The organism is Buchnera aphidicola (Symydobius americanus), from assembly GCF_964059135.1.
GTDB lineage: Bacteria > Pseudomonadota > Gammaproteobacteria > Enterobacterales > Enterobacteriaceae > Buchnera_L > Buchnera_L aphidicola_AJ.
This window is the reverse complement of the sequence record NZ_OZ060393.1, coordinates 355,880-380,000: the sequence shown is the minus strand read 5'-3', so window position 1 is coordinate 380,000 and position 24,121 is coordinate 355,880. Positions and strand designations below refer to the sequence as shown.

The following is a 24,121-nucleotide window of genomic DNA, read 5'->3' as shown; positions in this document are numbered from 1 at the left end:
TTAAATTAAATTAAATTAAATTAAATATAATATATTCTTGCTCCACAGTTCGAAATATAATCAAATTTAATAATTCATGTCGTTCTGTGGAGGAAATTTCTATAGAATGATTAGAATAATTATATAATTCAATTATATTTTATTTTTTTCTTAAAAATCTTTATATAAATTTTAATAAAAAGTATTAATTAGTTTTTTAAAAAGAGAAAAAAATGTTAAAAATATTTAATACTTTGACTAAAAAAAAAGAATTATTTGATTCATATCATAAACGTAAAGTAAATATTTATGTATGTGGTATTACAGTATATGATTATTGTCATATTGGTCATGGACGAACTTTTACTGTTTTTGATATGATAGTAAGATATTTAAAACATTTAAAATACAGTTTAAAATATGTTAGAAATATTACTGATATTGATGATAAGGTCATAAAAAAATCTCAAGAAAATAAAGAAAGTGTTTTTTCTTTAACAAATCGAATGATTCTTTCTATGCAAGAAGATTTTCTCAATTTAGGTTTATTACCTCCTAGTATAGAGCCTCGCGCTACCGAATATATTAATATTATGATTAGTATGATTAAATATTTTTTAGATAAAAAATTTGCTTATATTTCAGATAATGGGGATATATTTTTTTCTATTAATTCTTATAAATCATACGGTTTACTTTCAAATCAAATATTGAATCATTTAAAAACTAACTATAATATAAATGCATATGATTTTAAACATTTTAATCATGATTTTGTATTATGGAAAAAATCTAATAAATTTAATGAACCAAAATGGTCATCCCCTTGGGGATTAGGTCGACCCGGATGGCATATTGAATGTTCTTCAATTAATCATAAAATTTTTGGTAAAAATTTAGATATTCATGGAGGAGGATTAGATTTATTATTTCCTCATCATGAAAATGAACGTGCTCAATCTAATTGTTTTTATGATTACAACCAGTATGGAAAATATTGGATTCATGTTGGTATGTTACTTTTGAAGAATCAAAAAATGTCTAAAAGACTTCATAATACTCTTCTTTTAAAAAATTTAATTAATCAATATAATTCTGAAGTTATAAGGTATTTTTTTTTATCTACTCATTATAGAAGTCCTATTTTTTATGATGAAAAAAATATAAAAAAATCATATCTTTCATTAAGAAATTTATATTTTACTTTAACTAAACAAATATATAATTACCAATTTTTAGCACATGATGTATTTTCAAAATTTAGAAATTTTAGTATTCAATTTTATCAAGCTATGGATGATGATTTTAATACACCAAAAGCAATATCAATTTTATTTGAAATTTCTAAAAAGGCTATTTTTTTTTTAAATAATCATCGAATTGATTTAGCTCAATATTTAATATTTCAATTGAAACACTTAGCAAATACAATTGGTTTGTTGTGTCAAAATCCAAATGTGTTTTTCATGCAGAATAAATTTTTAAATCATAATCAATCTTTAGATATAAATATCATGAATTTAATAGAAGATCGGGATATTGCAAGAAAAAATAAACAATGGATTTTAGCAGATAAATTAAGAAGAAAATTATTTCGGTTAAATATTATTTTAGAAGATACGCCCGCTGGAACAATTTGGAAAAAAATAGGGTAATAAATAGAAATTTTATATTGGATATTGGTATTTATTTTGATATGCTTCTAATGTATTTTTTAATAATGTTGCAACGGTCATAGGTCCTACTCCACCTGGAACTGGGGTAATATATGACGCTTTTAATACTGTAGATTCAAATTCTACATCTCCTACGATCTGATTTTTAATTTTTATTTTATTAATACCTACATCAATAATGATTGCTCCCAGTTTTATATCTTTTCCTTTTAAAAAGTTTGGCTTTCCAATTGCAATGACAATGAGGTCAGATTTTTTTATATATTCGTTTAGATTTTTAGTAAACCTATGAGCTACAGTAGTTGTACATCCTGCTAATAATAATTCTAAATTCATTGGTCTTCCTACTATGTTTGATGCACCAATTATTAAGGCATTTAAACCATGCATTTTAATATTATATTCTTTTAATAATGTAATTACCCCCCTTGAAGTACATGGTCTTAACTTTGGAGATTTAATACATAAACATCCAATATTATATGGATGAAATCCATCTACATCTTTTTTTGGGTGTATACTAGTAATAATTTTATTAATGTTAATATTCTTTGGCAATGGTAATTGCACTAATATTCCATCAATTGTTTTATTTTGATTCATTTCTTGGATGAGGTTTAATATTTTTTTTTCTTCCGTATTTTGTTTAAAATTGTATTCTTGATATTCAATTCCGGCTTGTATACAGGCAAGTTTTTTTTTTTGAATATATATTTTTGATGATGCATTATTTCCAATCCAGATAACTGATAATTTGGGTTTTCTATTACTATTGGATATTTCAATTTTTATTTTTTTTTTTATTCTTTCAATAATTTTATTTGCAATAATTTTACCATTAAGAATTTTAGATGACATAGTTATATTTTACATCCTTTTATGATTTTTTTATAAATAACAAGTAGATTTTAGTGATATTTTATAGTATAATTATATATATTATAAATTTTAATATTTTAGCGCCCTTAGCTCAGTTGGATAGAGCAACGGCCTTCTAAGCCGTAGGTCATAGGTTCAAATCCTATAGGGCGTAAAATAATTCTTTTTTGATTATCTAAAATTATTGCATAAATATTTTTTTTAATTTTTTATAAATATTTTTTTGATTTTGACATGCTTGTATTTTATAATATTTTGTATCTGGTATTTTTTTATAGTATTCAATAATATTATTTTTATTTTTTTTATATTCTATTATTCTTTTTGATATTACTTCTTTTTTATCATCTTCTCGTACTGTTAATTTTTCATTTGTAATATCATCTCTCTCTGATTTTTTTGGTGGATTAAACTTTATATGATATGTTCTCCCAGATGGTATGTGTATTCTTCTACCTAATATTCTATCATATATTATCTTTTCTGAAATATAAAATTCAATAAAATAATCTATTATAATTTTTTCTTTTGTCATTTCTATTGCTTGTTTTAATGTACGAGGAAATCCATCTAGTATAAATCCTGATTCACAATCTTTTTTTTTTATTCTTTTTTTGATTAAATGAATTATTATACTATCATCTACTAAGATTCCCTGATTGATGCAATTTGAAATTTTTTTTCCAGTTTTGTGTTTTGATTGTATTGCTTGTCTTAAAATATTTCCAGTAGAAATTTGTGGAATTTTCATTTTTTTTTTAATTAATTCAGATTGTGTTCCTTTTCCTGATCCTGGTGGTCCAAAAAAAATAATTTTCATAAATTTTTATTTTTATTTATGTATTAATCAATATTTTATTAATTCTATTAATAAAATCATTTGGATTTTCTAATGATCCCCTTTCAGCGAGTAAAGCTTGATCAAATAAAATGTTGATCCATGTTTTTAATTTTTTATGGTCTTTGATTTGAATAATTTTTTTAATTAATTCATGGTTTGGGTTTATTTCAAATATATATTTTAGTGGTGGTACATTTTGTCCAGCATCCTTGAATAATTTGGACATTTGCGCACTCATTGAGTTATTTTGAGTGATTAAAATTGTTGGAGTATTAATTAATCTGTAACTTAATTTAACTGATTCTACTTTTTCATTTAAAATTTCTTTAGTAATTTTTAAAAATTGATTAATTTCATTTTCTGAAAAATCAGATTTTTTTTCTTTTTTGATAATTTTTTCTAGATCTTGGTCGATTTTGTTGACTGGTTGAAATTTCTTTCCTTTAAATTCTAATAAATAATTCATCATCCATTCATCAATACGATCTGATAATAATAATACATCTATTTTTTGTTCTTTGAATATTTCTAAATATGGGCTATTTTTAGCATTTTTATAATTTTCTGCGGTAATAAAATATATTTTTTCTTGTTTTTCTTGCATATTTTGAATATATTTATTTAATGATAATTTTTGTTCTATATCATTTGAATTAATAGATGTAAATCTTAGAAGATTTGCAATGGTTTCTTGATTGCTTGGATCTTCTGCTATTCCTTCTTTTAGAATTAAACCAAACTCCTTCCAAAATATTGAATATTTTTCTTTTTCTTTTGATAACTTTTCAATTAAATGTAGTACTTTTTTTGTCAGGCTTTTTTTAAGTGATTGTGTAATATGGTTTTCTTGTAAAATTTCTCTTGAAACATTTAACGGAAGGTCGTTAGTATCTATAATACCTTTAATAAATCGTAAATAATTTGGCAAGAATTGATCAGCGTCATCCATAATATAAACTTTTTTTACATATAATTTTAACCCATTTTTTTTATTATCCTGATTCCATAAATCCCATGTAGATTTAGAAGGAATATATAATAATATTGTATATTCTTGTGTTCCTTCTATTTTATTATGACTCCAGATAATAGGATTATTTATATCTTTTGTTATATGTTTATAGAAATTTTGGTATTTTTTTTCAGTAATTTGATTTTTTTGCATAGTCCATAATGCTTGTGCTTCGTTAATTTTTTTCCATGAAATAGTTTTGTTTTTTGTGTTATATTCTTGTATTTCTATAGGTACTGAAATATGATCTGAATATTTTTTAATAATTTGTTCTATTTTCCAATTTTCTAGAAAATCTTTTTCGTTTTCTTTAAGATATAATTCTATATCTGTTCCATTTTCTGATTTAGATGTGTTGGATATGATATATTCTCCTTCACCACAAGACTCCCATAATATGCTTTTTTCTGGTTTTTTTTCTTTAAAATGTCGAGTTCTAATGATTACTTTTTTTGAAACAATAAATGATGAATAAAATCCTACTCCAAATTTTCCAATTAATTGATTATTTTTTTCATTTTCAGGGTTTAGTGATTTTAAAAAGGATTTTGTTCCAGAATTTGCAATGGTTCCAATATTGTTTATTACTTCTTGTTTATTCATTCCAATTCCATTATCGGAAATAATAATTTTTTTTTCTTTTTTATCTAATATAATTTTAATTTTCATATCTTGATATTGATTATTATCTTCAGGGCAGGATAATAATTGAAATCTCATTTTATCAATTGCATCAGATGCGTTAGAAATTAATTCTCGTAGAAATATTTCTTTATTAGAATATAAAGAGTGTATCATCAGTTTTAATAATTGTTTAGTTTCCGATTGAAAATTATATTTCGTTTGATTATTCATATTAATATCCTATTTTATATAAAATTCTTTAATTTTATTTTTTTAAATAATTGGATTGTTTGCATTAGGAAAAGGAATTTCTGAAGATATGTTAGACATTTTTTTTTTTTTTTCTTCAGATATTCTTCGGGAAGCATCGTTGAATGCTGCTACAATTAAATCTTCTAACATTTCTATACTATCTTCTTTCATTATATTTTTATCTATTTCAATTTTTTTACAATCATATGATCCATTTATTGTAATTTTAACTAATCCTGCTCCAGATTCTCCTGTAACTTCTATAATTGAAATTTCTTTCTGTATCTTGCTCATTTTGTCTTGCATTTTTTTTGCTTGTTTCATTAAATTTGTTAGATTATTTTTATTAAACATATTACCGCCTTAAAATATTTATTAAATAAAATAATTTTTTTTGTTAATAGAAAAATTAATATCATTATAAAAATGATTTATTAAATATTGTAAATAACCATTAGATATTAGATTTTTTTTATATTTTAATGAATCTTATTTTTTAATATCTTTTTTATTTTAAAATTTAATAGTTGTAATATTATCATTTCTATTCCTATTTGTTGTGTTGGCGAGAATTTTAATTCTTTTTTGCCTAACAATATTATTTTATAATATGATTTTAAATCTTCATATGTTAGAAATTTAGATATTCTTAGTATCTTTTTTTCATATGATGATTGTTCCTTATTTTGATATAATTCAGGATATTTTTGTATCATGGCTATATTGTGTAATATTTTAATCATATTATTTAATACTTTTTCTATTTTGATATTTTTTTGGTATATTATTTTTAATATATTCATTAATTTTATATGATTTTTAGTAAGAATATATATTATAATTTCTAGTGTTTTTGTTTTATTTAATATTCCAAAGATTTCTAGAACAATTGATGTTTCAATATTTTTATTTCCATAAGAAATTAATTGTTCAGTTAAATTTAGTGCATCTCGTATACTTCCATTAGATTCTTCTGAAATCATTTTAATTGCAGATTGATCAAAATTAATTCGTTCTTGATTTAAAATATTACTTAAATATTTTTCTATTTCTTTTAATTCCGGTTTATTAAAATGAAAATATATACAACGTGAAATAATAGTATTTGGTAATTTATTAATTTCGGTTGTTACAAAGATAAATTTTATATATTTTGGTGGTTCTTCTAAAGTTTTTAATAATGCATTAAAACTATGTTTAGATAGCATGTGTGCTTCATCAATTAAATATATTTTAAATCTTCCTTTAATTGGGGGGTATTGCATTGTATCTAATAATTCTTTCATGTTTTCTATTTTAGTATTAGAAGCTGCGTCTACTTCAACTAGATCAGGAAAACATCCCTGTTCAATTTCCTGACAATGAGAGCATTTTTCACAAGGATTAATGGTAATTTGGTTTATACAGCTCAGACTTTTTGATAATAGTCTTGCAATGGTTGTTTTTCCTATACCTCTTGTTCCAGATAATATCCAAGATTGGTGAATACGATTAAGTAAAAAACTATTTTTAATAGTTTGTAATATATGTTTTTGTCCAACAACTTCAGAAAAATTTTTTGGTCTCCATTTTCTGGCAAGTATTTGGTAATTCATAATCAATAAATTATATAATTTATGCGATTTATTTTATTATAACATATATAAAATACTATTATAAATATTATATAAATTTTTTATAATATTTTATATTATATTGTTCTTGTATTTTTTGATATACTAATTTATAATCATATTTGAAATCTATTTTTAAAAGCTTTGTTAGCTCTAATACTGTTAAGATTTAAATAATCAGTCAGGTCTGGAAAGAAGCAGCTGAATTAAATTAAAACAGGTATTAGATTACTAACAAAGCTTTTTAAATTTTTAACATATATTTATTTTTAATAAATAGATCTTATTGCCTTTCATAATACATATCGTAATATATTCCTCTTTTTTGAATCAATTCATCATGTTTTCCTTTTTCAGAAATTTGTCCTTTTTTTAATACTATAATTTTATCTGCTTCTACAATAGTAGATAGTCTATGTGCAATGATAATTAATGTATATTTTTTTCTAATTGATAATAACGTTTTTTGAATTAATTTTTCTGTTTCAGAATCGATGTTAGAAGTTGCTTCATCTAGAATTAATATTTTAGGTTTTGATATTAAAATTCTTGCTATAGATAATAGTTGTTTTTCACCTGCTGATAAATTTTTACCATTTTCTTTTAATTCAGTATATAATTTTTTAGGTAGTGATTTGATTAGTTTTTCTAATTGTACTATTTTTAAAATTGTCCAGATTTTTTCTTCAGAAATATTTTTTCCTAAACAAATGTTTGATAATATTGTACCTTGAAATATCATAGGTTCTTGTTGTAACATATGTATTCCATTTTTTAAGGTTTTATAGCTTAATGTATGTATTTCTCTTTTATCTAAAAATATTTCTCCCTTTTCAGTTTGAAAATGCCCCATAATTAAGTTTGCTAATGTGCTTTTACCACTTCCGGTAGGTCCTACTAATGCAACAAAACTTTTAGACGGTATGTGTAAATTTATATTGTTTAATGTATTATGAGAATTTTTTTGGTGTGAGAAGTTTAAATTAGAAATTTTAATTTCTCCTGTTTGTAATGGTATTATATCTTTTCCATATTCTTGTTGATGACTATCAATTAATTTAAAAATTCTTTCTCCAGCTACTATGGATTGTTGTAAGATGGATTGTTGTGTTGCAATGGTTATTAAAGGTTCATTTAATCTATTTAAATAATTAATAAATGCGTATAATATTCCAATTGTATTACATGTCATGTAAGATAAACTAAATAATGTGATTAATCCACATAGAATTATAGTTGATAAAAAACTAATTAACGGTCTTAATAGAATGCCATCCAGTTTTAATGCTTCCATTCTTTTTAAATAATGCAATTTGCTAGTATGGTAAATTAATTGTTTGAATTTTAATTCTTGTAAAAATTGTTTAATTACTGGCATTCCATTGATAACTTCATTAAATTCATGATTAATTTTTGCTAAATATGATCGAACATTTCTTATAATTGGTGTACTATAATATTGATAAATTAATATAATTATTAAAATTGATGGTATTAATGTAAAAGTAATTAAAGCCATTTCCCATTTTAAAATAAACATACTAATTAACATGATTATTATTAATGTAATATTTCGAAATATTGTCATTAGTGAAGTATGGTATAATTCTTTAATTATTTCAGTATCATTAGTAACTATTGATACAATTTTTCCAGTAGGTTGTATATGAAAAAAATTTAAAGGTTGTTTTAGTACAGATTCCATAACTTCTATTCTGAGTTTTTGTATAATTTTTATTGCTGTTTTACTAAATAGTAGTGTTTGTATATAATTTAAAAATATAGATATATATTGTAGAATAATAAAAGTGCATAAAATAAAAAACATATATTTTTTATTAAAATTATTTTTTATTAAAACATTATTAATAAATTTACTAATTAGTATTGGTCCTAAAATTTCTGATACGGATGAAATCAATAATATAAAAATGCCAAATAATATTGTTTTTCTTTCAAAACTTGTATATCTTAATAAACGTTTTAATGTTGGCCATACTTTGATTAAATTAGCCATTGGGTATTTTTCTGAATAATCATATTTTTATTTGAAGATTATGTAATGGTTTTTTTTGTTGATTATATGTATTACTATACCAATTTTTTGATTTCATGAGTTGATTATGCGTTCCTTGTTGGTGAATATAACCATTTTTCATAATTAAAATATTATTTGCTGATTTTAAGAGTGATAACTTATGAGATATTATTATAAGAGTATTATATGTTTTTTTAAAGGCTTTGATATTATTTAAAATAATACGTTGTGTTTTTTCATCAATTGCAGATAATGCGTCATCCAGTATTAAAAATTCTGATTGTAATAATAACGCTCTAGCAATACAGATTCTTTGTTTTTGTCCTCCTGATAATATTATTCCTTGTTCTCCTACTTCTGTTTGATATCCATTGGGTAAATTTAAAATATCGTTATGAATTTCTGCTATAGAAGCAGCGTATTCTATTTCTGATTGAGAAGCATGTATATTACCTAATTTTATATTATTTTGAATTGTGTCTGAAAATAAAAATGGTAATTGATTAACAATATTTATTTTTTTTCGCCATGTTTTAATACTTATATTTGATATGTAGTGAGAATTACATAATATATATCCTTTAGATATATTAAAATTTCGTTGAATTAAATGAATTAATGTAGTTTTCCCTCCTCCAATTGGACCGCAAATACCTATAATATCATTAGGTTTAATAGTAAAGAAGATATTTTTTAATTTAAATGTTTTGTTATTTTCATAGTAAAATTCAAATATTTTTATAGTTAATGTGTTGTTTTTATCTAAAATTTTTTCATTTCCATCTTTTATAAAAAATTTTTTATTCATAATTTCATTAATTCGATTCCAAGAAGCACTTCCTCTTTCTATGATATTAAACATCCACGCTAGAGCTAGCATTGGCCATACCATTAGTCCTAAATACATAATAAAACTTGTTAGTTGTCCTATAGTAATGGAATGATTCCAAACTAAATAACTTCCTATTGAAATAGCTAATACATTAGATAATGCAATTGCAAAATAAATGATTGGGTCAAATTTTGAATCTATTTTTGCTACTTCAATATTTTTTTTACTATTTTCTTGAGCAATTTTTTTAAATTTTTGAAGTTTTTGTTGCTCTAATCCAAATCCTTTGATCATATAGATATTTTTTAAATTTTCTTGTGTTTGATTATTTAAATTTGAAAATTCAGATTGTGATTTTTTAAATGCATAATGTATTTTTTTACCGTAATATGCAATAATAATAGTCATAATTGGCATTGGGATTAAGGAAATAACAGTTAACTTCCAATTAATTTGAAATATCATAATTGTTAGAACTGATATACCTGTTATTACAGAGTCTGTTAATGTTAACATTCCTTCTCCTACAGTAAATACTATTCTATCTATATCATTTGTTGCTCTTGCCATCAGATCGCCAGTACGATATTTAATATAAAATTCTGAATTTTTTTTATTTAAATATGAGTATAATTTAACTCGTAGTATAATAGCTAGTTTATAAGCTGAATCAAATAGTAATATTTTCCATATATATTTTAGAATATATGTTATTATTGCTGTTAAAAAGATTGCTCCAATCCAATAAAATATTTTTTTTGTACATGTTGTATGTTGAATTGCTAGATCTACTAGTATACCAATAATTTTAGGTGGTAAAAGTTGTAAAATAGATATAATTATTAATGTAATTATAGATCCTAAATAACTTTTCCATTCTTTTAAAAAGTACCAACCAAGTTGATTAAATAATTTCACAAAAAAATTCCAAAAGTTTAATTTATAATTAAATATATTTTAATATTTTAACAGATTGTATAAATATCATAGTTATAAAATAGTATGATTTTAATTTTTAAATATTAAATATTTTAAAATTTTATTTATATTTATTTTATATTAACTGGATTATATAAAGATAAAATTAATACCTCTTCTATTTTTTTGACGGGTTTTATGTTTAAATTTTCAAAAATTTTAGGTGATATTTCTTCTAAATTTCTAATATTTTTGTGGGGAATAATTACTGTTTTAATTTTTCCTCTATTGGCAGCTAATAACTTTTCTTTTAGTCCGCCAATTGGTAACACGTTTCCGTTTAATGTAATTTCTCCTGTCATTGCAATTCTTGATTTTATAGGGTTTTTCATTAATGCGGATATAATTGCAGTACATATAGAAATCCCTGCGCTAGGTCCATCTTTTGGTGTTGCTCCTTCTGGGATATGAACATGTATATCATGTTTTTCATAAAATTTTAAATCAATTCCTAGTATTTTGCATCTTGATCGTACTACTGTTAGCGCTGTTTGAATAGATTCTTTCATTACTTTTCCTAAGGATCCTGTATATATTAATTTTCCTTTTCCAGGTATATATTCTACTTCAATTTTTAGTAAATCTCCACCTGTACTTGTCCAGGCTAATCCATTGACTTGTCCTATGTAGTTTTTATCGTTTGATTTTGTATAATTAAATCTTTTTATACCCAGATATTTTTTTAAATTGTTATTATTAATAGTAATATGTTTAATAGATTGATTAATTAATAAATTTTTTACAACTTTTCTGCAAATTTTAGCAATTTCTTTTTCTAAATTTCTTACTCCTGCTTCGCGAACGTAGTGATCAATAATAGTTTTAATCGTTTCATCTTGAATATCAATCTCTTCTTGTTTTAAAGCATTTCTTTGAATTTGTTTTGGTATTAAATATTTTTTAGCGATATTAAACTTTTCGCTTTCGGTATAACTAGAAACATTAATTATTTCCATCCTATCCAAAAGCGGGGCGGGTATATTAGTTGAATTTGCGGTAGCGATAAACATTATATTTGAGAGATCGTAATCTATTTCTAAATAGTGATCATTAAAGTTTGTATTTTGTTCCGGGTCTAGGACTTCTAGTAAAGCTGAAGTAGGATCAACTCTAGAATCATGACATATTTTATCAATTTCATCTAATAAAAATAAAGGATTATTTACTTTTGTTTTAATTATATTTTGAATAATTTTTCCTGGCATGGATCCAATATAGGTTCTTCTATGACCTCTAATTGAAGATTCATCACTAATTCCTCCTAATGCCATACGAATATATTTTCTTCCGGTAGCCTTAGCAATAGATCTTCCTAGAGATGTTTTTCCGACTCCTGGTGGTCCAATTAAACATAAGATTGGTCCTTTTATTTGATTCATTCTAGATTGTACAGCTAAATATTCTAAAATTCTTTCTTTTACTTTATGTAATCCAAAATGATCACCATTAAGAATTTCTTGAGCTTCATTAATATTTCTTTTTATTTTGCTTTTATTTTTCCAAGGTACTTGCATAACCCAGTCAATATAATTTCGTATTACAGTAGCTTCTGCTGACATAGATGGCATCATTTTTAGTTTTTTAATTTCCATCATGATTTTATTTTTAATCTTTTTTGGTAATTTTGATATATTTATTTTGTCTTGAGGAATTTCTACTTCTTCTGTTTGATTTTCAATTTCTTCAATTTCTTTTTGAATTGCTTTCATTTGTTCGTTTAAATAATATTCTTTTTGATTTTTTTCAATTTGTTTTTTTATTCGATTTTTAATATTTTGTTCGATTTTAAATAAATCTATTTCTGATTGCATAATGGTAATTAAATATTCTAATTTATTTTCAATATCTAACATTTCTAGTATTTTTTGTTTTTCCTGAATACTTAAAATAATATGTGATGCAATAATATCAGATAATATTTCTGGATTTTTTATGTTAGATATAGAATTTAATATTTTTGTTGGAATTTTATTGTTAAATTCAATATATTTCTCAAATTTTTTAATTGCTATTTTAATTAAAATATCAGTTTCTTTTTGATTTCTGATATAAGATTTTATTTCTTTTATTTTAGCTATTAAAATATCTTCTTTTTGGGTGAATTCTTGTATTTCTCCTTTATATAATCCTTTTACTAATATTTTTACTGTTTCGTTTGGTAATTTTATCATTTGAATAATTGATCCAGCTATTCCAATTGAAAATAATTCATTTGGTTTTGGTATTTCTATAGACGCTTCTTTTTGTGTAACTAAAATGATTTGTTTGTCAGTATTTATAGATTGTTCAATGGATTTTATTGATTTTTTTCTATTTACAAATAAAGGAGTGATCATATTGGGATATACTACAACATCCCTTAATGTCAATACTGGAGCGTTAATATGGTTAGTGCATTTATTATTCATACAATTCTCTTTTTAGTTTTTGGATTATTAGTACTTATAATATGATAATTATAAGCTAATTAAAATAGTTTTTTAAAGTTTATTTAAATTAAATACATTTTTGTTGAAATTTGAAATTCTTTTAAATATTATTATATTCTTTTAAAAATTTTTTGGAAATATTTTTTACATTTAATTTATTGTTTTTTGTTCATGATATATTATTATCGGTTTTTGTTTTTTTGTCACTGTATATTTAGTAATTAATACTTTTTTAACATTTTTCATTGAAGGAAGATCATACATTATATCTAATAAAATATTCTCTAATATGGTTCTTAATCCTCTAGCTCCTATATTTTTTTTTAATGTTTTTTTTGCAATTTCTTGAATAGCTTCATCCTGAAATTCAAGTTGAATATTTTCTAGTTCAAAAATTTTTTGATATTGTTTAATTAATGCATTTTTTGGGAAAGACAAGATTTTTGTTAATATTTCTTCATTTAAATTATCTAATGTCACTATAATAGGAAGACGTCCTATAAATTCTGGTATTAAACCAAAATGGATTAAATCTTTTGATTGTACTTTTTTAAGAATATTTTTTTTAGCCTGTTTTTTATCTTCTTTTTGTATTACAGCATTGAATCCCATTTCTGTTTTATTTTTTATTCTATCAAAAATAATATTTTCTAATCCTGAGAATGTTCCTCCGCATATAAATAGTATATTTTTAGTATTAACTTGTAGACATTCTTGTTGGGGATGTTTTCTTCCTCCTTGTGGAGGTACTGATGTAACTGTTCCTTCAATAATCTTTAATAATGCTTGTTGCACTCCTTCTCCAGATACATCTCGAGTAATAGATACATTGTCTGTTTTTTTTGATATTTTGTCAATTTCATCTATATATATAATTCCCATTTCTGCTAATGAAATTTTATAATTTGATTGTTGTAACAGTTTATGTATAATACTTTCTACGTCTTCTCCTACATATCCTGCTTCTGTTAGTGAAGTGGCATCTGCAATAGCAAATGGGATATTTAATAATTTTGCTAATGTTTCAGCTAATAGTGTTTTTCCGCTCCCTGTAGGTCCAATGAAGAGTATATTGCTTTTTCCTAATTCAATATTTTTAATGTTATTAGAATTAAATAAACGTTTATAATGATTATAAACTGCTACTGACAATACTTTTTTTGCAGAATGTTGTCCGATAACATAATGATCAAGTTTTTTTTTGATTTCTTTTGGGGTAGGTAAATTTTTTAAATCTTCATAGCTTTTTATATTTAATGCATCTTCTTGCAAAATATGATTACATAATTTTATGCATTCATTACATATTTTTGCAGATTTTCCAATAATAATTTTTTTTACTTCTTGTTGTTCTTTTTGGCAGAATGTACAAGTATATTTTTTATTTTCTTCTTTTTTATTATCATTACTCATATTCTATTTCCTTTATGTTAAATTATAATATTTTAAATTTAGTTTATTTTTCTGGATTTTAAGATTGAATCAATTAATCCGTATTCAATTGATTCGTTGGCGTTAAAAAACCGATCTCTTTCTGTGTCTTTTTCTATTTTTTCAATTAACTGTCCTGTATGTAAGGATAAAATTTTATTTAATTTATTCTTAGCTTTTATAATTTCCTGTGTATGAATTATAATATCTGATGCTTGTCCTTGAAATCCACCTAATGGTTGATGAATCATAATATTAGAATTTTTTAAGCAAAATCTCTTCCCCTTTTTTCCAGCACATAATAATATTGCAGCCATAGAACATGCTTGTCCAACGCATATTGTGCTTATATCTGGGCTAATAAACTGCATGGTATCATATATAGACATTCCAGCAGTAATAATTCCCCCTGGCGAATTAATATATAAAAAAATATCTTTTTTTGGATTTTCCGATTCAAGGAATAACATTTGAGCTATAATTGTATTAGACATATTTTCTTCAATACTTCCTGTAATAAAGATTATCCTTTCTTTAAGCAGACGGGAATATATATCATATACACGTTCTCCTTTTGAAGTTTTTTTAATTACCATGGGTATTAGATGCATGATTTCTGAATTTTTATTTTGATTTCTTGGATAAAACATATTTTTTCTCTGATAGTTTAATTGATTATATAATTTATAATATTATATCTGAATAAATTATTAATTAGTTTTTTTTATTTTTTTTATTAATTGTTGAAAATTACATTTTTTTTGAATAATATTAAATAATTTTAAAAATATATTTTGTAATTTATTTTGTAAAATAATATTATATACATTATTTACTATATTATGATATTGTTTTTGACTATATTGAATATTTTTAAGAGAATTTTCATTTATTTTATGAATGTAATTTTGAATTTCGGTTTTTTTTACTATAATATTGGTTTGATAGATAATTGCTTGTATTATCATAAAATGATATATTTGATCGTAAGCCTGTTTTGAAATGTCCTTCCAATATATTAATTCTAATATATTTCCTTTATTTTCAATATATTCTTTATATATACTTTTTTTTATTATATTTATTTCTTGTTCTAAAAGAATATTAGGGATTTTAATAATTTTTAATAGATTTAATTGGTTAATAATTTGATAATTAAAGTATTCATTTGATAAGCGATTTGCTTCTTTTATTAAATTTTCTTGAATGATTGAATGTATTTCATTTTTTTTTGTTTTTAATTTTAATTGAAATTTATTGGTTAAATATTCGATAAATTCTTTTTTTGAATATTTTTTAATTGCACATTCCACTTGTTTAATATTAATATTAACATGTATTTCTTTTCCTTGGAAATTTAGATCTGGATGATTTTGAGGTATTTTGATTGAAATTGAAAACTTGTCTCCCATTTTTTTATTCAAAAATTCTTTTTCTACTTTTTTTATAATTATATTTTGGCATGTAATAAATTTAAATTGTTTAATATGATAAGTGTTTTGATTATCAGATATAGAAATATCTGTAGTAATTTTATTATTTTTTTTAATACAAGATGTTGTAGTTTTCCAACATATTTCTTTTTTTCGAAATGTTTCGATTGTTTTTTCTATATCTGTTGAATCAATTTCGATTAATAATTTTTTAATATTTATATTTTTTAGTTGTTTTAAATCGATATTTGGTATGTATTGAAGATTAACAGAATAAATTAAATCAAAAGATTTTTTATATTTTTCAATATGTATTTTATTTGTTTTAAAAATATTTATTTTTTCTCTTTTTATAATTTTTTCTAAATTATCTTCCATAATTTTTTTTAATATATTTTTTTCAATTGTATTTCCGTATTTTTTTTGAATTATTTTAATAGGCACTTTATTTGTTCTAAATCCATTCATGGTAGTTTTTTTTTGAATATTAATTAATTCTTGTTTAATATTTTCTTTTATATTATTCCAAGGTATAGTAATTGTTATTTTTTTAGAAAAATCAGGTAATTCTTTTACAGAAAATTTCATTTTTTATCCTATTTTTTTTAAATAATTAAATTTATATAAGTTTTGTTTTTGAATATTTTATGTGTTATTAAAGATATTTTTTAATATTATGAAATTTTTAATAATTAAAAATTTATTTAAAATAAGACAGATAAATTTATGTATTTTATAAATTTAATAATTAATATTTTTTGATTATATATTGATTTTATTTTTTATTTTTGCATTTAATAAATTTAAAATATTTTTTTTTTTTCCATTCTTCTGGAGTGTATGTGTGCATAGAAATTGCATGAATTGTATTATTTATTTCTCTTGATAGTATTTTATATATTTCTTGATGTCTTTTTAATATTTTTTGATTTTTAAATTTATTACTTACAATAATTATTGTTAGGTGTTTTTTGTTATTTTTTATTTTGTGATATATTGTATTATCATAAATTTTAATATATTCAGGGTAAAAATGGCCTTTGATTCTTTCTAACATTTTAAAATTTTATAAGCATATTTATTATATAGGATATCAAGACATTTGTAAAATTTCAAGTTTAATATTACTTATCATTAATATAAAAGAATTGAAAATTTATAATATTAATCTTAGTATAAAATCATTTTTAAAATGATTTAAAATATATTTTGAGGTTAAAATGCTTTCCTTTATTAAAAGAAATTTTTTTAAAATTATTATATCTATATTTGGCATGTTTGTATTAAGTGGTTGTCATGATTCTATTTTTCATCCTTCTGGTCAGATATCTATTCAACAATATAAAATAATTTTTGTGTCATTTTTAATTATGATGATTATTGTTATTCCTGTAATATTAATGACAATTTTATTTGTTTATAAATATCGAGATTCTAATAAAAATAGTCCATATAGTCCTGATTGGTCGCATTCTAATAAAATTGAATTTTTTACTTGGTTCATTCCTATTTTGATTATTTGTATTTTAGGTACAATTTCTTATAAATCAACTTATGCGTTAGATCCTAAAAAATCTATTATATCTCGGAATGCTCCAATTGAAATTAATGTAGTATCATTGGATTGGAAATGGTTGTTTATATATCCTCATAAAAATATTGCAACTATTAATGAAATTGTTTTTCCTATTAATACTCCTATAATATTTCATATTACTTCAAATTCTGTTATGAGTTCTTTTTTTATTCCTTCCTTAGGGAGTCAAATTTATGCAATGCCCGGTATGAAAACTACATTAAATTTAATATCTTCTTTTCCAGAAAAATATTACGGATTTGCTTCAAATTATAATGGAATAGGCTTTTCAAATATGAAATTTTCTGTATTAGTTGTACCTAATAATCATATTTTTAATGTTTGGGTGCAAAAAATTCAAAAATCTCCTAATATTTTAAATGATATTTATCAATTTCATAACATATCTGATCAAAATATATTTTTTGGTATTCGATATTTTTCACATGTTTGTCCTCAATTATTTGATATGATAGTACATCGTTCTCTATAATATCATTATTTTATAAATGAATCATATTTTATTATTTATAAATATATAAAAACATTTTTATTAAGGAAAGTAAGATAATGTTTGGAAATTTAACTTGGGATGCTATTCCTTATAATGAACCTATTATTATGATAACTTGTATTATTGTTATTTTAATTGGTTTATTAATTGTTTTAAAAATTACTCAATTAGGAAAATGGAAATATTTATGGTCAGAATGGTGTATTTCGGTGGATCATAAAAAAATATCAGTTATGTATTTAATTTTAGCATTTATTATGTTATTTCGAGGATTTACTGATGCAATTATGATGCGTGCGCAACAAGCATTTGCTTCAATGGGTAGTTCTGGTTTTTTACCTGAAAAACATTATGATCAAATATTTACTGCTCATGGTGTAATTATGATTTTTTTTGTTGCCATGCCTTTAGTTGTTGCATTAATGAATTTAGTGATACCATTACAAATAGGAGCAAGAGATGTAGCTTTTCCATTCTTAAACAACCTAAGTTTTTGGTTAACAGCAAGTGGTGCTATGTTAATTAATATTTCTTTAGCAATTGGTGAATTTGCAAAAACCGGTTGGTTGGCTTATCCTCCTTTATCTGGTATACAGTATAGTCCTGGTGTAGGAGTTGACTACTGGATTTGGGGTTTACAAATTGCTGGTGTTGGAACGACTATGAGCGGTATTAATTTCATAGTTACCATTTTAAAAATGCGAGCTCCTGGTATGACGCTTTTTAAAATGCCAGTATTTACTTGGACTGCGTTTTGTTCAAATATATTAATTATTGCTGCTTTTCCTGTATTAGCTTTAACATTAATTTTATTAAGTTTAGATCGTTACTGTGGATTTCATTTTTTTACTAATGATCTTGGTGGAAATGCCATGATGTATGTTAATTTAATTTGGATCTGGGGTCATCCAGAAGTATATATTTTAATATTACCTGCATTTGGTGTTTTTTCTGAAGTGGTATCTACTTTTTCAAAAAAATCATTATTTGGTTATCTATCATTAATTTGGGCTACTATATCGATTACTATTTTATCTTTTATAGTATGGGTGCATCATTTTTTTACTATGGGTGCAGGAGCTAATATTAATGCATTTTTTGGAATTACTACCATGATTATTGCTATTCCAACAGGAGTAAAAATATTTAATTGGTTATTTACAATGTATCAAGGCCGTGTTCGTATGCATTCCGCAATGTTATGGACTATTGGATTTTTAATAACATTTACTGTTGGCGGAATGGCTGGAGTATTATTATCTATACCTGCCATAGATTTTATTTTACATAATAGTGTATTTTTAGTAGCTCATTTTCATAATGTAATTATTGGGGGTGTTGTATTTGGTTGTTTTGCAGGAATTACATATTGGTTTCCAAAAATTTTTGGTTTTAAGCTGAATGAGCGATGGGGAAAATATTCTTTTTATTTATGGATAATTGGTTTTTTTATGGCGTTTATGCCATTATATTATTTAGGATTAATGGGGATGACTCGTCGTATTAGTCAAAATATTGATAGAAAATTTCATACTATGTTAGTTATTTCAGCTATTGGTGCAATATTTGTTTTATTTGGTATTATTTGTCAAATTATTCAATTATTTATATCTATTAGGGATAGAGAATTAAATCGTGATTATACTGGTGATCCTTGGGATGCAAGGACTCTTGAATGGTCTATTTCCTCTCCGCCACCGTTTTATAATTTTGCAATTATTCCTATAGTTTCTAGTATAGATGATTTTTGGTATCAAAAAAAGAAAGGTATTTTTTATAAAAAGGATATTTCTTATAGTGATATTATATTACCTAAAAATACTTCTTTAGGATTTATATTAGGATTTCTTTCTTTAATGTTTGGATTTGCAATGGTTTGGCATATTTGGTGGATTTGTATTATTTCTGTTTTAAGTGTTTTTGTTGCAGTTTTAAGATATAGCATGTCTGATGATCATTATATTATTTCTTATTTGGAGGTTAAAAAAATAGAAAATCAATATTTAAATAATAAAAGGAAATTTTATGATTCCAAGAAAAAATAATTATAGAAAACATAAAAATATTGGCAATATTTTTGATTTATCAACGGATAAAAAGCTTTTTGGTTTATGGATTTACTTAATGAGTGATTGTATATTTTTTGCTACTATTTTTGCTGTTTATGCAATTATGTTTAATAGTATGGAAATACATTTAAATTTCTTTAATTTAAAATTTGTTTTTTGTGAAACTACTTTATTATTGTTGAGTGCATTAACTTATGGTATGTTTTCGATTAGTATAGAATATAAAAAAATACTATTTGTTTATTTATTTTTTTTGATAACTTTTTTTTTAGGTTTTTCTTTTTTATATATGGAGTTTTATGAATTTTATAATTTAATTAAAAAAGGTTTTTCACCTCAATCAAATGGTTTTTTGTCTGCTTTTTTTACTCTAATTGGTATACATGGTTTTCATGTTTTAATAGGTTTATTTTGGATGTTTGGAATTATTTTTCAAATTTTTCAATCAGGTTTAACTTTAAAATCTTATGTTCGTGCATTATGCTTGGGATTGTTTTGGCATTTTTTAGATATTATTTGGATTTGTGTTTTTACAATAGTTTATTTAATTGGAAGTATAAAATAATGAGTAATATAAATCAACAAAATTTGTTGAATAAGAGAATTTACTCTTACATAATTGGCTTTTTCATTTCGTTTTTTTTTACTGTCATTCCATTCTGTATTGCCATGAAAAAAAAATATTTTAAATTGAATTTTTTAATTTTTATATTTCTTATATGTGCTGTTTTTCAAATTTTTATTCATTTAAAATATTTTTTACATCTAAATTTTTCTAAAAAATATACTTGGATTATTGTATCTTTAATTTTTTCTTTAATAGTAATATTTATTATTATTTTTGGTTCAATTTGGATTATGTGGAATTTAAATCATCATTTAATGAGTTAAAATTATAAAGTGATTAAATATTATTTAGAATTAATTAAACCTAGAATTATTTTTGCTAATCTTATATCAGTAATTGGTGGGATGTTTTTTTGTTCCATACATTATACTAATAGTTTTAAATTTATTTTTGTTTTGTTTGCTACTATTTGTATTATTGGATCCGCGTGTGTTTTTAATAATATTATTGATATGGATATTGATTGTAAAATGGCTCGTACTAAACACAGAGTTTTAGTACAGTCATTATTACCGTTATTTCATGTAAAAATATATGGAATATTTTTATTTCTTTTAGGATGTTTTTTGTTTTTGTTATTAGTAAATTTTTTAACTTTTTTATTGTCTTTATTTGGTTTTTTTATTTATGTTATTTTGTATAGTTTATATCTCAAGAGAAATTCGGAATATTCTGTAATATTTGGTGGTTTATCTGGTGCTATTCCATTTATGATTGGATATTGTTCGATAACAAATTATGTAGATTTTAAATCAATTATATTATTTATTATGTTTGTTTTGTGGCAAGTTCCACATTCTTATTCGATTTTTATATTTCGCATTGAAGATTATAAATCATCTTGCTTACCAGTAATTTCTATTATAAAAGGTATATCAAGAACAATAAAAGAAATTATTTTTTATATACTTTGTTTTGAAATATTGGTTACTTTATTATATTTTTTTAAATATATTAATTTAATGGGATTAATAATATTATCTATTTTAAATATATTTTGGTTTTTAACTTCTGTAAGATGTTATATTTCTGATAGTCTTTATTATGCTCGTATATCATTTTATTTTTCTTTATGTGTTATTGTAGGTTTAAATATGGTATTAATTTTTTGTTCAGTCTGATTGTTTTACCGTTTTTATATTATGTGATATTTTATAAACATATTTTAGATTTTGGTAATCCAGCAATTTTATTTGCTTGTTTAGATATTCCTTTTGGAAATAGTGATAACAGATATTTGCTATTACTTTTTTCTTTTCCAAGTTTTTCTTGAATGATTTTTAATAAAACTCTGTTTGGTGCAATAATTTGAAATTGAAGATAAAAATCTCTAATTAAGTTTATAATTTCCCAATGTTGTTTAGTCATATTTATAGACTCTTGTTTTGCAATTTTATTTGCTATGATATTATTCCACATTTTGTTGGTTGTATAATTTATTTTTTTTTGCATGTTATAAGTGATTTTATTATTTATTTTTCATGAATATAATAAATTAAAATAAAATTAATATGAATGATTATAAAATGAATCGAAATGAAATTAATCTTACTATAGGGATGTGCATAATTTTCATTTTGAGAATGATTGGTATGTTTATGGTAATCCCGGCCATAAATACAACTGGTATTTTTATAGAACATGAAAATAAATTTTTAATCGGTTGTGCTGTTGGCATTTATGGTTTAATGCAGGTTATTTTTCAAATTCCATTTGGATTACTTTCAGAGAAAATTGGATATAAAAAAACTATTTTAATAGGTTTGTTGATTTTTTTAATAGGAAGTATAGTTTCTTCTTGTAGTACATCAATATATATTTTTATCATAGGTAGAGGATTACAGGGTATTTCTGCTATTTCTTCGGTATCTATTGCTTTTCTTGCAAGTGGTATTCGTGAACAAAATTATACAAAATCTATTGCTTGTGTAGGTGCAAGTTTTGGTATTTCTTTTTTAATTTCGATTTTATTTAGTCCTGTAATTATTCCTTTTTTAGGATTAAGGGGTTTATTTCAAATAATTGTAGTTTTATCGATTCTATCAATATTGATTATTATATATTATGTTTTTCCTTATTATATTTCGCATGTTCCTCGCCTTGCCTCTTACAATTCAAAAAGTATATTAAATGTATTGTTCTCTTATGATATTTTTGCTTATATTTTAAGTATATTTTTTTTACATATTTTGTTAACATTAAATTTTATTATTATTCCTAAAAAAATAGAATTTTTTGGTTACCTTTTTTGTCAGCATTGGAAGATTTATTTAATAGTAATTATCATTTCTTTAATATTTTCTATTCCAATAATTTTATATTCTGAAGTACAATGTTATATAAAATTTTTAATGAATATATTTATTGTATTATTTATTATATCAGATAGTTTTTTTTATTTTTTTGAAAAAGATTTTTTAATATTTTTTATAGGAATGCAATTGTTCTTCATTTCTTTTATTTTATGTGAATCATTTTTACCTTCTCTTTTAATAAAAATACTTCCAATAGAATATAAAAGCATTATCATGAGTTTTTATTCTACTAGTCAATTTTTAGGTATTGCTTTTGGTGGAATATTAGGTGGTTTTTTTTATAAGATTTTTAATTTGAGCGCAGTTTGTTTATTTGGAATATTTACTGCTATTATTTGGTTATTGATATTTATTTTTATTTCTCCTCCAATTTATATTGTTAGCTTTTCTATAAACATGAATAATAATTTTATTTATAGTACTGAGATTCAAAAAAAAATTCACTTACTTCCTGGTATACTTTTTGTACAATATAATTATGAACTCAATACTTTAAGTTTTAAAATTGATAGTAAAAAAATTAATAGAAAAAAGGTAAAAGATTTTCTTAAAAATAATTTTTAAAATTTTTTGATTTTATTTACTCGTATGTTTTTTGCTCCTTTATCTAAAATACTATTAATAAATTTATGACTGTCTCTTGATCCAAATATTTTGGCTAATTCAATTCCTTCATTAATGGATACTTTGTATGGAATATCGAATCTGTTTAATAATTCGTAAAAAGCAATTCTAAGTATTGCTTTTTCGATTTGACCTAATCTTGAAAATTTTTGTTCTAAGTTGTTTTGAATTAATTCATCTAGAATTTTATAATGTATAATAATATTTGTAATTAATTCATTAAAATATGTTAGATCTATATTTTTTTTGTAAAAAATTTTCTTATATTGTTTAATAATCTCTATTGTAGAATTTTTGGATAATTCCCAAGAGTAAATTGCTTGCATAGCATATTTTCTTGCATTTTTTCTTGCTTCCTGTTTCATGTATTTTCCTATG

General features: G+C 22.7%; 21 protein-coding genes, 1 tRNA gene and 1 other RNA gene. 9 read left to right on the top strand and 14 right to left on the bottom strand.

Annotation, left to right across the window (positions count from 1 at the left end; genetic code table 11):
- Window positions 1-212 precede the first annotated feature (212 nt).
- Window positions 213-1,634, top strand: coding sequence for a cysteine--tRNA ligase (gene cysS, locus AB4W55_RS01755; RefSeq protein WP_367672361.1), 1,422 nt, complete (start codon window positions 213-215; stop codon window positions 1,632-1,634).
- Window positions 1,635-1,646: 12 nt separating this feature from the next.
- On the opposite strand, the gene folD is transcribed toward cysS, so the two are convergent.
- Window positions 1,647-2,513 (bottom strand): bifunctional methylenetetrahydrofolate dehydrogenase/methenyltetrahydrofolate cyclohydrolase FolD, encoded by an 867-nt coding sequence (gene folD, locus AB4W55_RS01750; protein WP_367672359.1) that lies wholly within the window; start codon window positions 2,511-2,513, stop codon window positions 1,647-1,649.
- Between the two features lie 101 nt (window positions 2,514-2,614).
- On the opposite strand from folD, the gene AB4W55_RS01745 reads away from it, so the two are divergent.
- Window positions 2,615-2,688: transfer RNA gene (locus AB4W55_RS01745), tRNA-Arg, on the top strand.
- A 27-nt stretch (window positions 2,689-2,715) separates the two neighbouring features.
- Here the strand turns inward: AB4W55_RS01745 and AB4W55_RS01740 are convergent.
- From AB4W55_RS01740 to dnaX, 4 genes are all read right to left on the bottom strand, one after another.
- A complete protein-coding gene (locus AB4W55_RS01740) occupies window positions 2,716-3,354 on the bottom strand; it encodes an adenylate kinase family protein (RefSeq protein ID WP_367672358.1) in 639 nt (212 codons plus the stop codon).
- Between the two features lie 16 nt (window positions 3,355-3,370).
- Window positions 3,371-5,242, bottom strand: a complete 1,872-nt coding sequence (gene htpG, locus AB4W55_RS01735) for a molecular chaperone HtpG (RefSeq protein ID WP_367672356.1) — start codon at window positions 5,240-5,242, stop codon at window positions 3,371-3,373.
- Window positions 5,243-5,284: 42 nt separating this feature from the next.
- Window positions 5,285-5,617 (bottom strand): YbaB/EbfC family nucleoid-associated protein, encoded by a 333-nt coding sequence (locus AB4W55_RS01730; RefSeq protein ID WP_367672354.1) that lies wholly within the window; start codon window positions 5,615-5,617, stop codon window positions 5,285-5,287.
- A gap of 125 nt (window positions 5,618-5,742) precedes the next feature.
- A complete protein-coding gene (gene dnaX / locus AB4W55_RS01725) occupies window positions 5,743-6,858 on the bottom strand; it encodes a DNA polymerase III subunit gamma/tau (RefSeq protein WP_367672353.1) in 1,116 nt (371 codons plus the stop codon).
- A 161-nt stretch (window positions 6,859-7,019) separates the two neighbouring features.
- Between dnaX and ffs the strand changes: the two genes are divergently transcribed.
- Window positions 7,020-7,118: signal recognition particle sRNA small type (gene ffs, locus AB4W55_RS01720), an RNA gene on the top strand.
- Between the two features lie 41 nt (window positions 7,119-7,159).
- On the opposite strand, the gene AB4W55_RS01715 is transcribed toward ffs, so the two are convergent.
- From AB4W55_RS01715 to AB4W55_RS01685, 7 genes are all read right to left on the bottom strand, one after another.
- Entirely contained in the window at window positions 7,160-8,893 is a 1,734-nt protein-coding gene (locus AB4W55_RS01715) for a SmdB family multidrug efflux ABC transporter permease/ATP-binding protein (protein ID WP_367672352.1), read from the bottom strand.
- A gap of 19 nt (window positions 8,894-8,912) precedes the next feature.
- On the bottom strand, window positions 8,913-10,664 hold the full coding sequence (locus AB4W55_RS01710) for an ABC transporter transmembrane domain-containing protein (protein ID WP_367672351.1): 1,752 nt from the start codon (window positions 10,662-10,664) through the stop codon (window positions 8,913-8,915).
- Window positions 10,665-10,795: 131 nt separating this feature from the next.
- Entirely contained in the window at window positions 10,796-13,132 is a 2,337-nt protein-coding gene (gene lon, locus AB4W55_RS01705) for an endopeptidase La (RefSeq protein WP_367672349.1), read from the bottom strand.
- A 171-nt stretch (window positions 13,133-13,303) separates the two neighbouring features.
- Window positions 13,304-14,566, bottom strand: coding sequence for an ATP-dependent Clp protease ATP-binding subunit ClpX (clpX, locus tag AB4W55_RS01700; protein ID WP_367672347.1), 1,263 nt, complete (start codon window positions 14,564-14,566; stop codon window positions 13,304-13,306).
- Window positions 14,567-14,604: 38 nt separating this feature from the next.
- Window positions 14,605-15,234, bottom strand: coding sequence for an ATP-dependent Clp endopeptidase proteolytic subunit ClpP (clpP, locus tag AB4W55_RS01695; RefSeq protein ID WP_367672345.1), 630 nt, complete (start codon window positions 15,232-15,234; stop codon window positions 14,605-14,607).
- Window positions 15,235-15,294: 60 nt separating this feature from the next.
- Window positions 15,295-16,605: a trigger factor gene (locus AB4W55_RS01690; protein WP_367672344.1), complete on the bottom strand. Its 1,311-nt coding sequence runs from the start codon at window positions 16,603-16,605 to the stop codon at window positions 15,295-15,297.
- A gap of 187 nt (window positions 16,606-16,792) precedes the next feature.
- Entirely contained in the window at window positions 16,793-17,074 is a 282-nt protein-coding gene (locus tag AB4W55_RS01685; protein WP_367672342.1) for a BolA/IbaG family iron-sulfur metabolism protein, read from the bottom strand.
- A 163-nt stretch (window positions 17,075-17,237) separates the two neighbouring features.
- Between AB4W55_RS01685 and cyoA the strand changes: the two genes are divergently transcribed.
- The 5 genes from cyoA (at window position 17,238) to cyoE (ending at window position 21,925) form a co-directional block, all read left to right on the top strand.
- Complete coding sequence (cyoA, locus tag AB4W55_RS01680; protein ID WP_367672341.1) at window positions 17,238-18,086, top strand: ubiquinol oxidase subunit II; 849 nt, start codon at window positions 17,238-17,240, stop codon at window positions 18,084-18,086.
- Between the two features lie 77 nt (window positions 18,087-18,163).
- Window positions 18,164-20,152, top strand: a complete 1,989-nt coding sequence (gene cyoB, locus AB4W55_RS01675; RefSeq protein ID WP_367672339.1) for a cytochrome o ubiquinol oxidase subunit I — start codon at window positions 18,164-18,166, stop codon at window positions 20,150-20,152.
- Window positions 20,133-20,741, top strand: a complete 609-nt coding sequence (locus AB4W55_RS01670) for a cytochrome c oxidase subunit 3 (RefSeq protein ID WP_367672337.1) — start codon at window positions 20,133-20,135, stop codon at window positions 20,739-20,741. Before cyoB ends, AB4W55_RS01670 begins: the two co-directional genes overlap by 20 nt.
- A complete protein-coding gene (gene cyoD / locus AB4W55_RS01665; RefSeq protein ID WP_367672336.1) occupies window positions 20,657-21,067 on the top strand; it encodes a cytochrome o ubiquinol oxidase subunit IV in 411 nt (136 codons plus the stop codon). Before AB4W55_RS01670 ends, cyoD begins: the two co-directional genes overlap by 85 nt.
- A gap of 9 nt (window positions 21,068-21,076) precedes the next feature.
- Window positions 21,077-21,925, top strand: a complete 849-nt coding sequence (gene cyoE, locus AB4W55_RS01660) for a heme o synthase (protein ID WP_367672335.1) — start codon at window positions 21,077-21,079, stop codon at window positions 21,923-21,925.
- A 31-nt stretch (window positions 21,926-21,956) separates the two neighbouring features.
- On the opposite strand, the gene AB4W55_RS01655 is transcribed toward cyoE, so the two are convergent.
- Window positions 21,957-22,256 (bottom strand): TusE/DsrC/DsvC family sulfur relay protein, encoded by a 300-nt coding sequence (locus AB4W55_RS01655; RefSeq protein ID WP_367672334.1) that lies wholly within the window; start codon window positions 22,254-22,256, stop codon window positions 21,957-21,959.
- A gap of 59 nt (window positions 22,257-22,315) precedes the next feature.
- On the opposite strand from AB4W55_RS01655, the gene AB4W55_RS01650 reads away from it, so the two are divergent.
- Complete coding sequence (locus AB4W55_RS01650) at window positions 22,316-23,683, top strand: MFS transporter (RefSeq protein WP_367672333.1); 1,368 nt, start codon at window positions 22,316-22,318, stop codon at window positions 23,681-23,683.
- On the opposite strand, the gene nusB is transcribed toward AB4W55_RS01650, so the two are convergent.
- Complete coding sequence (nusB, locus tag AB4W55_RS01645; protein WP_367672332.1) at window positions 23,680-24,108, bottom strand: transcription antitermination factor NusB; 429 nt, start codon at window positions 24,106-24,108, stop codon at window positions 23,680-23,682. The two genes, AB4W55_RS01650 and nusB, sit on opposite strands and share 4 nt — an antisense overlap.
- Between the last annotated feature and the right edge of the window lie 13 nt (window positions 24,109-24,121).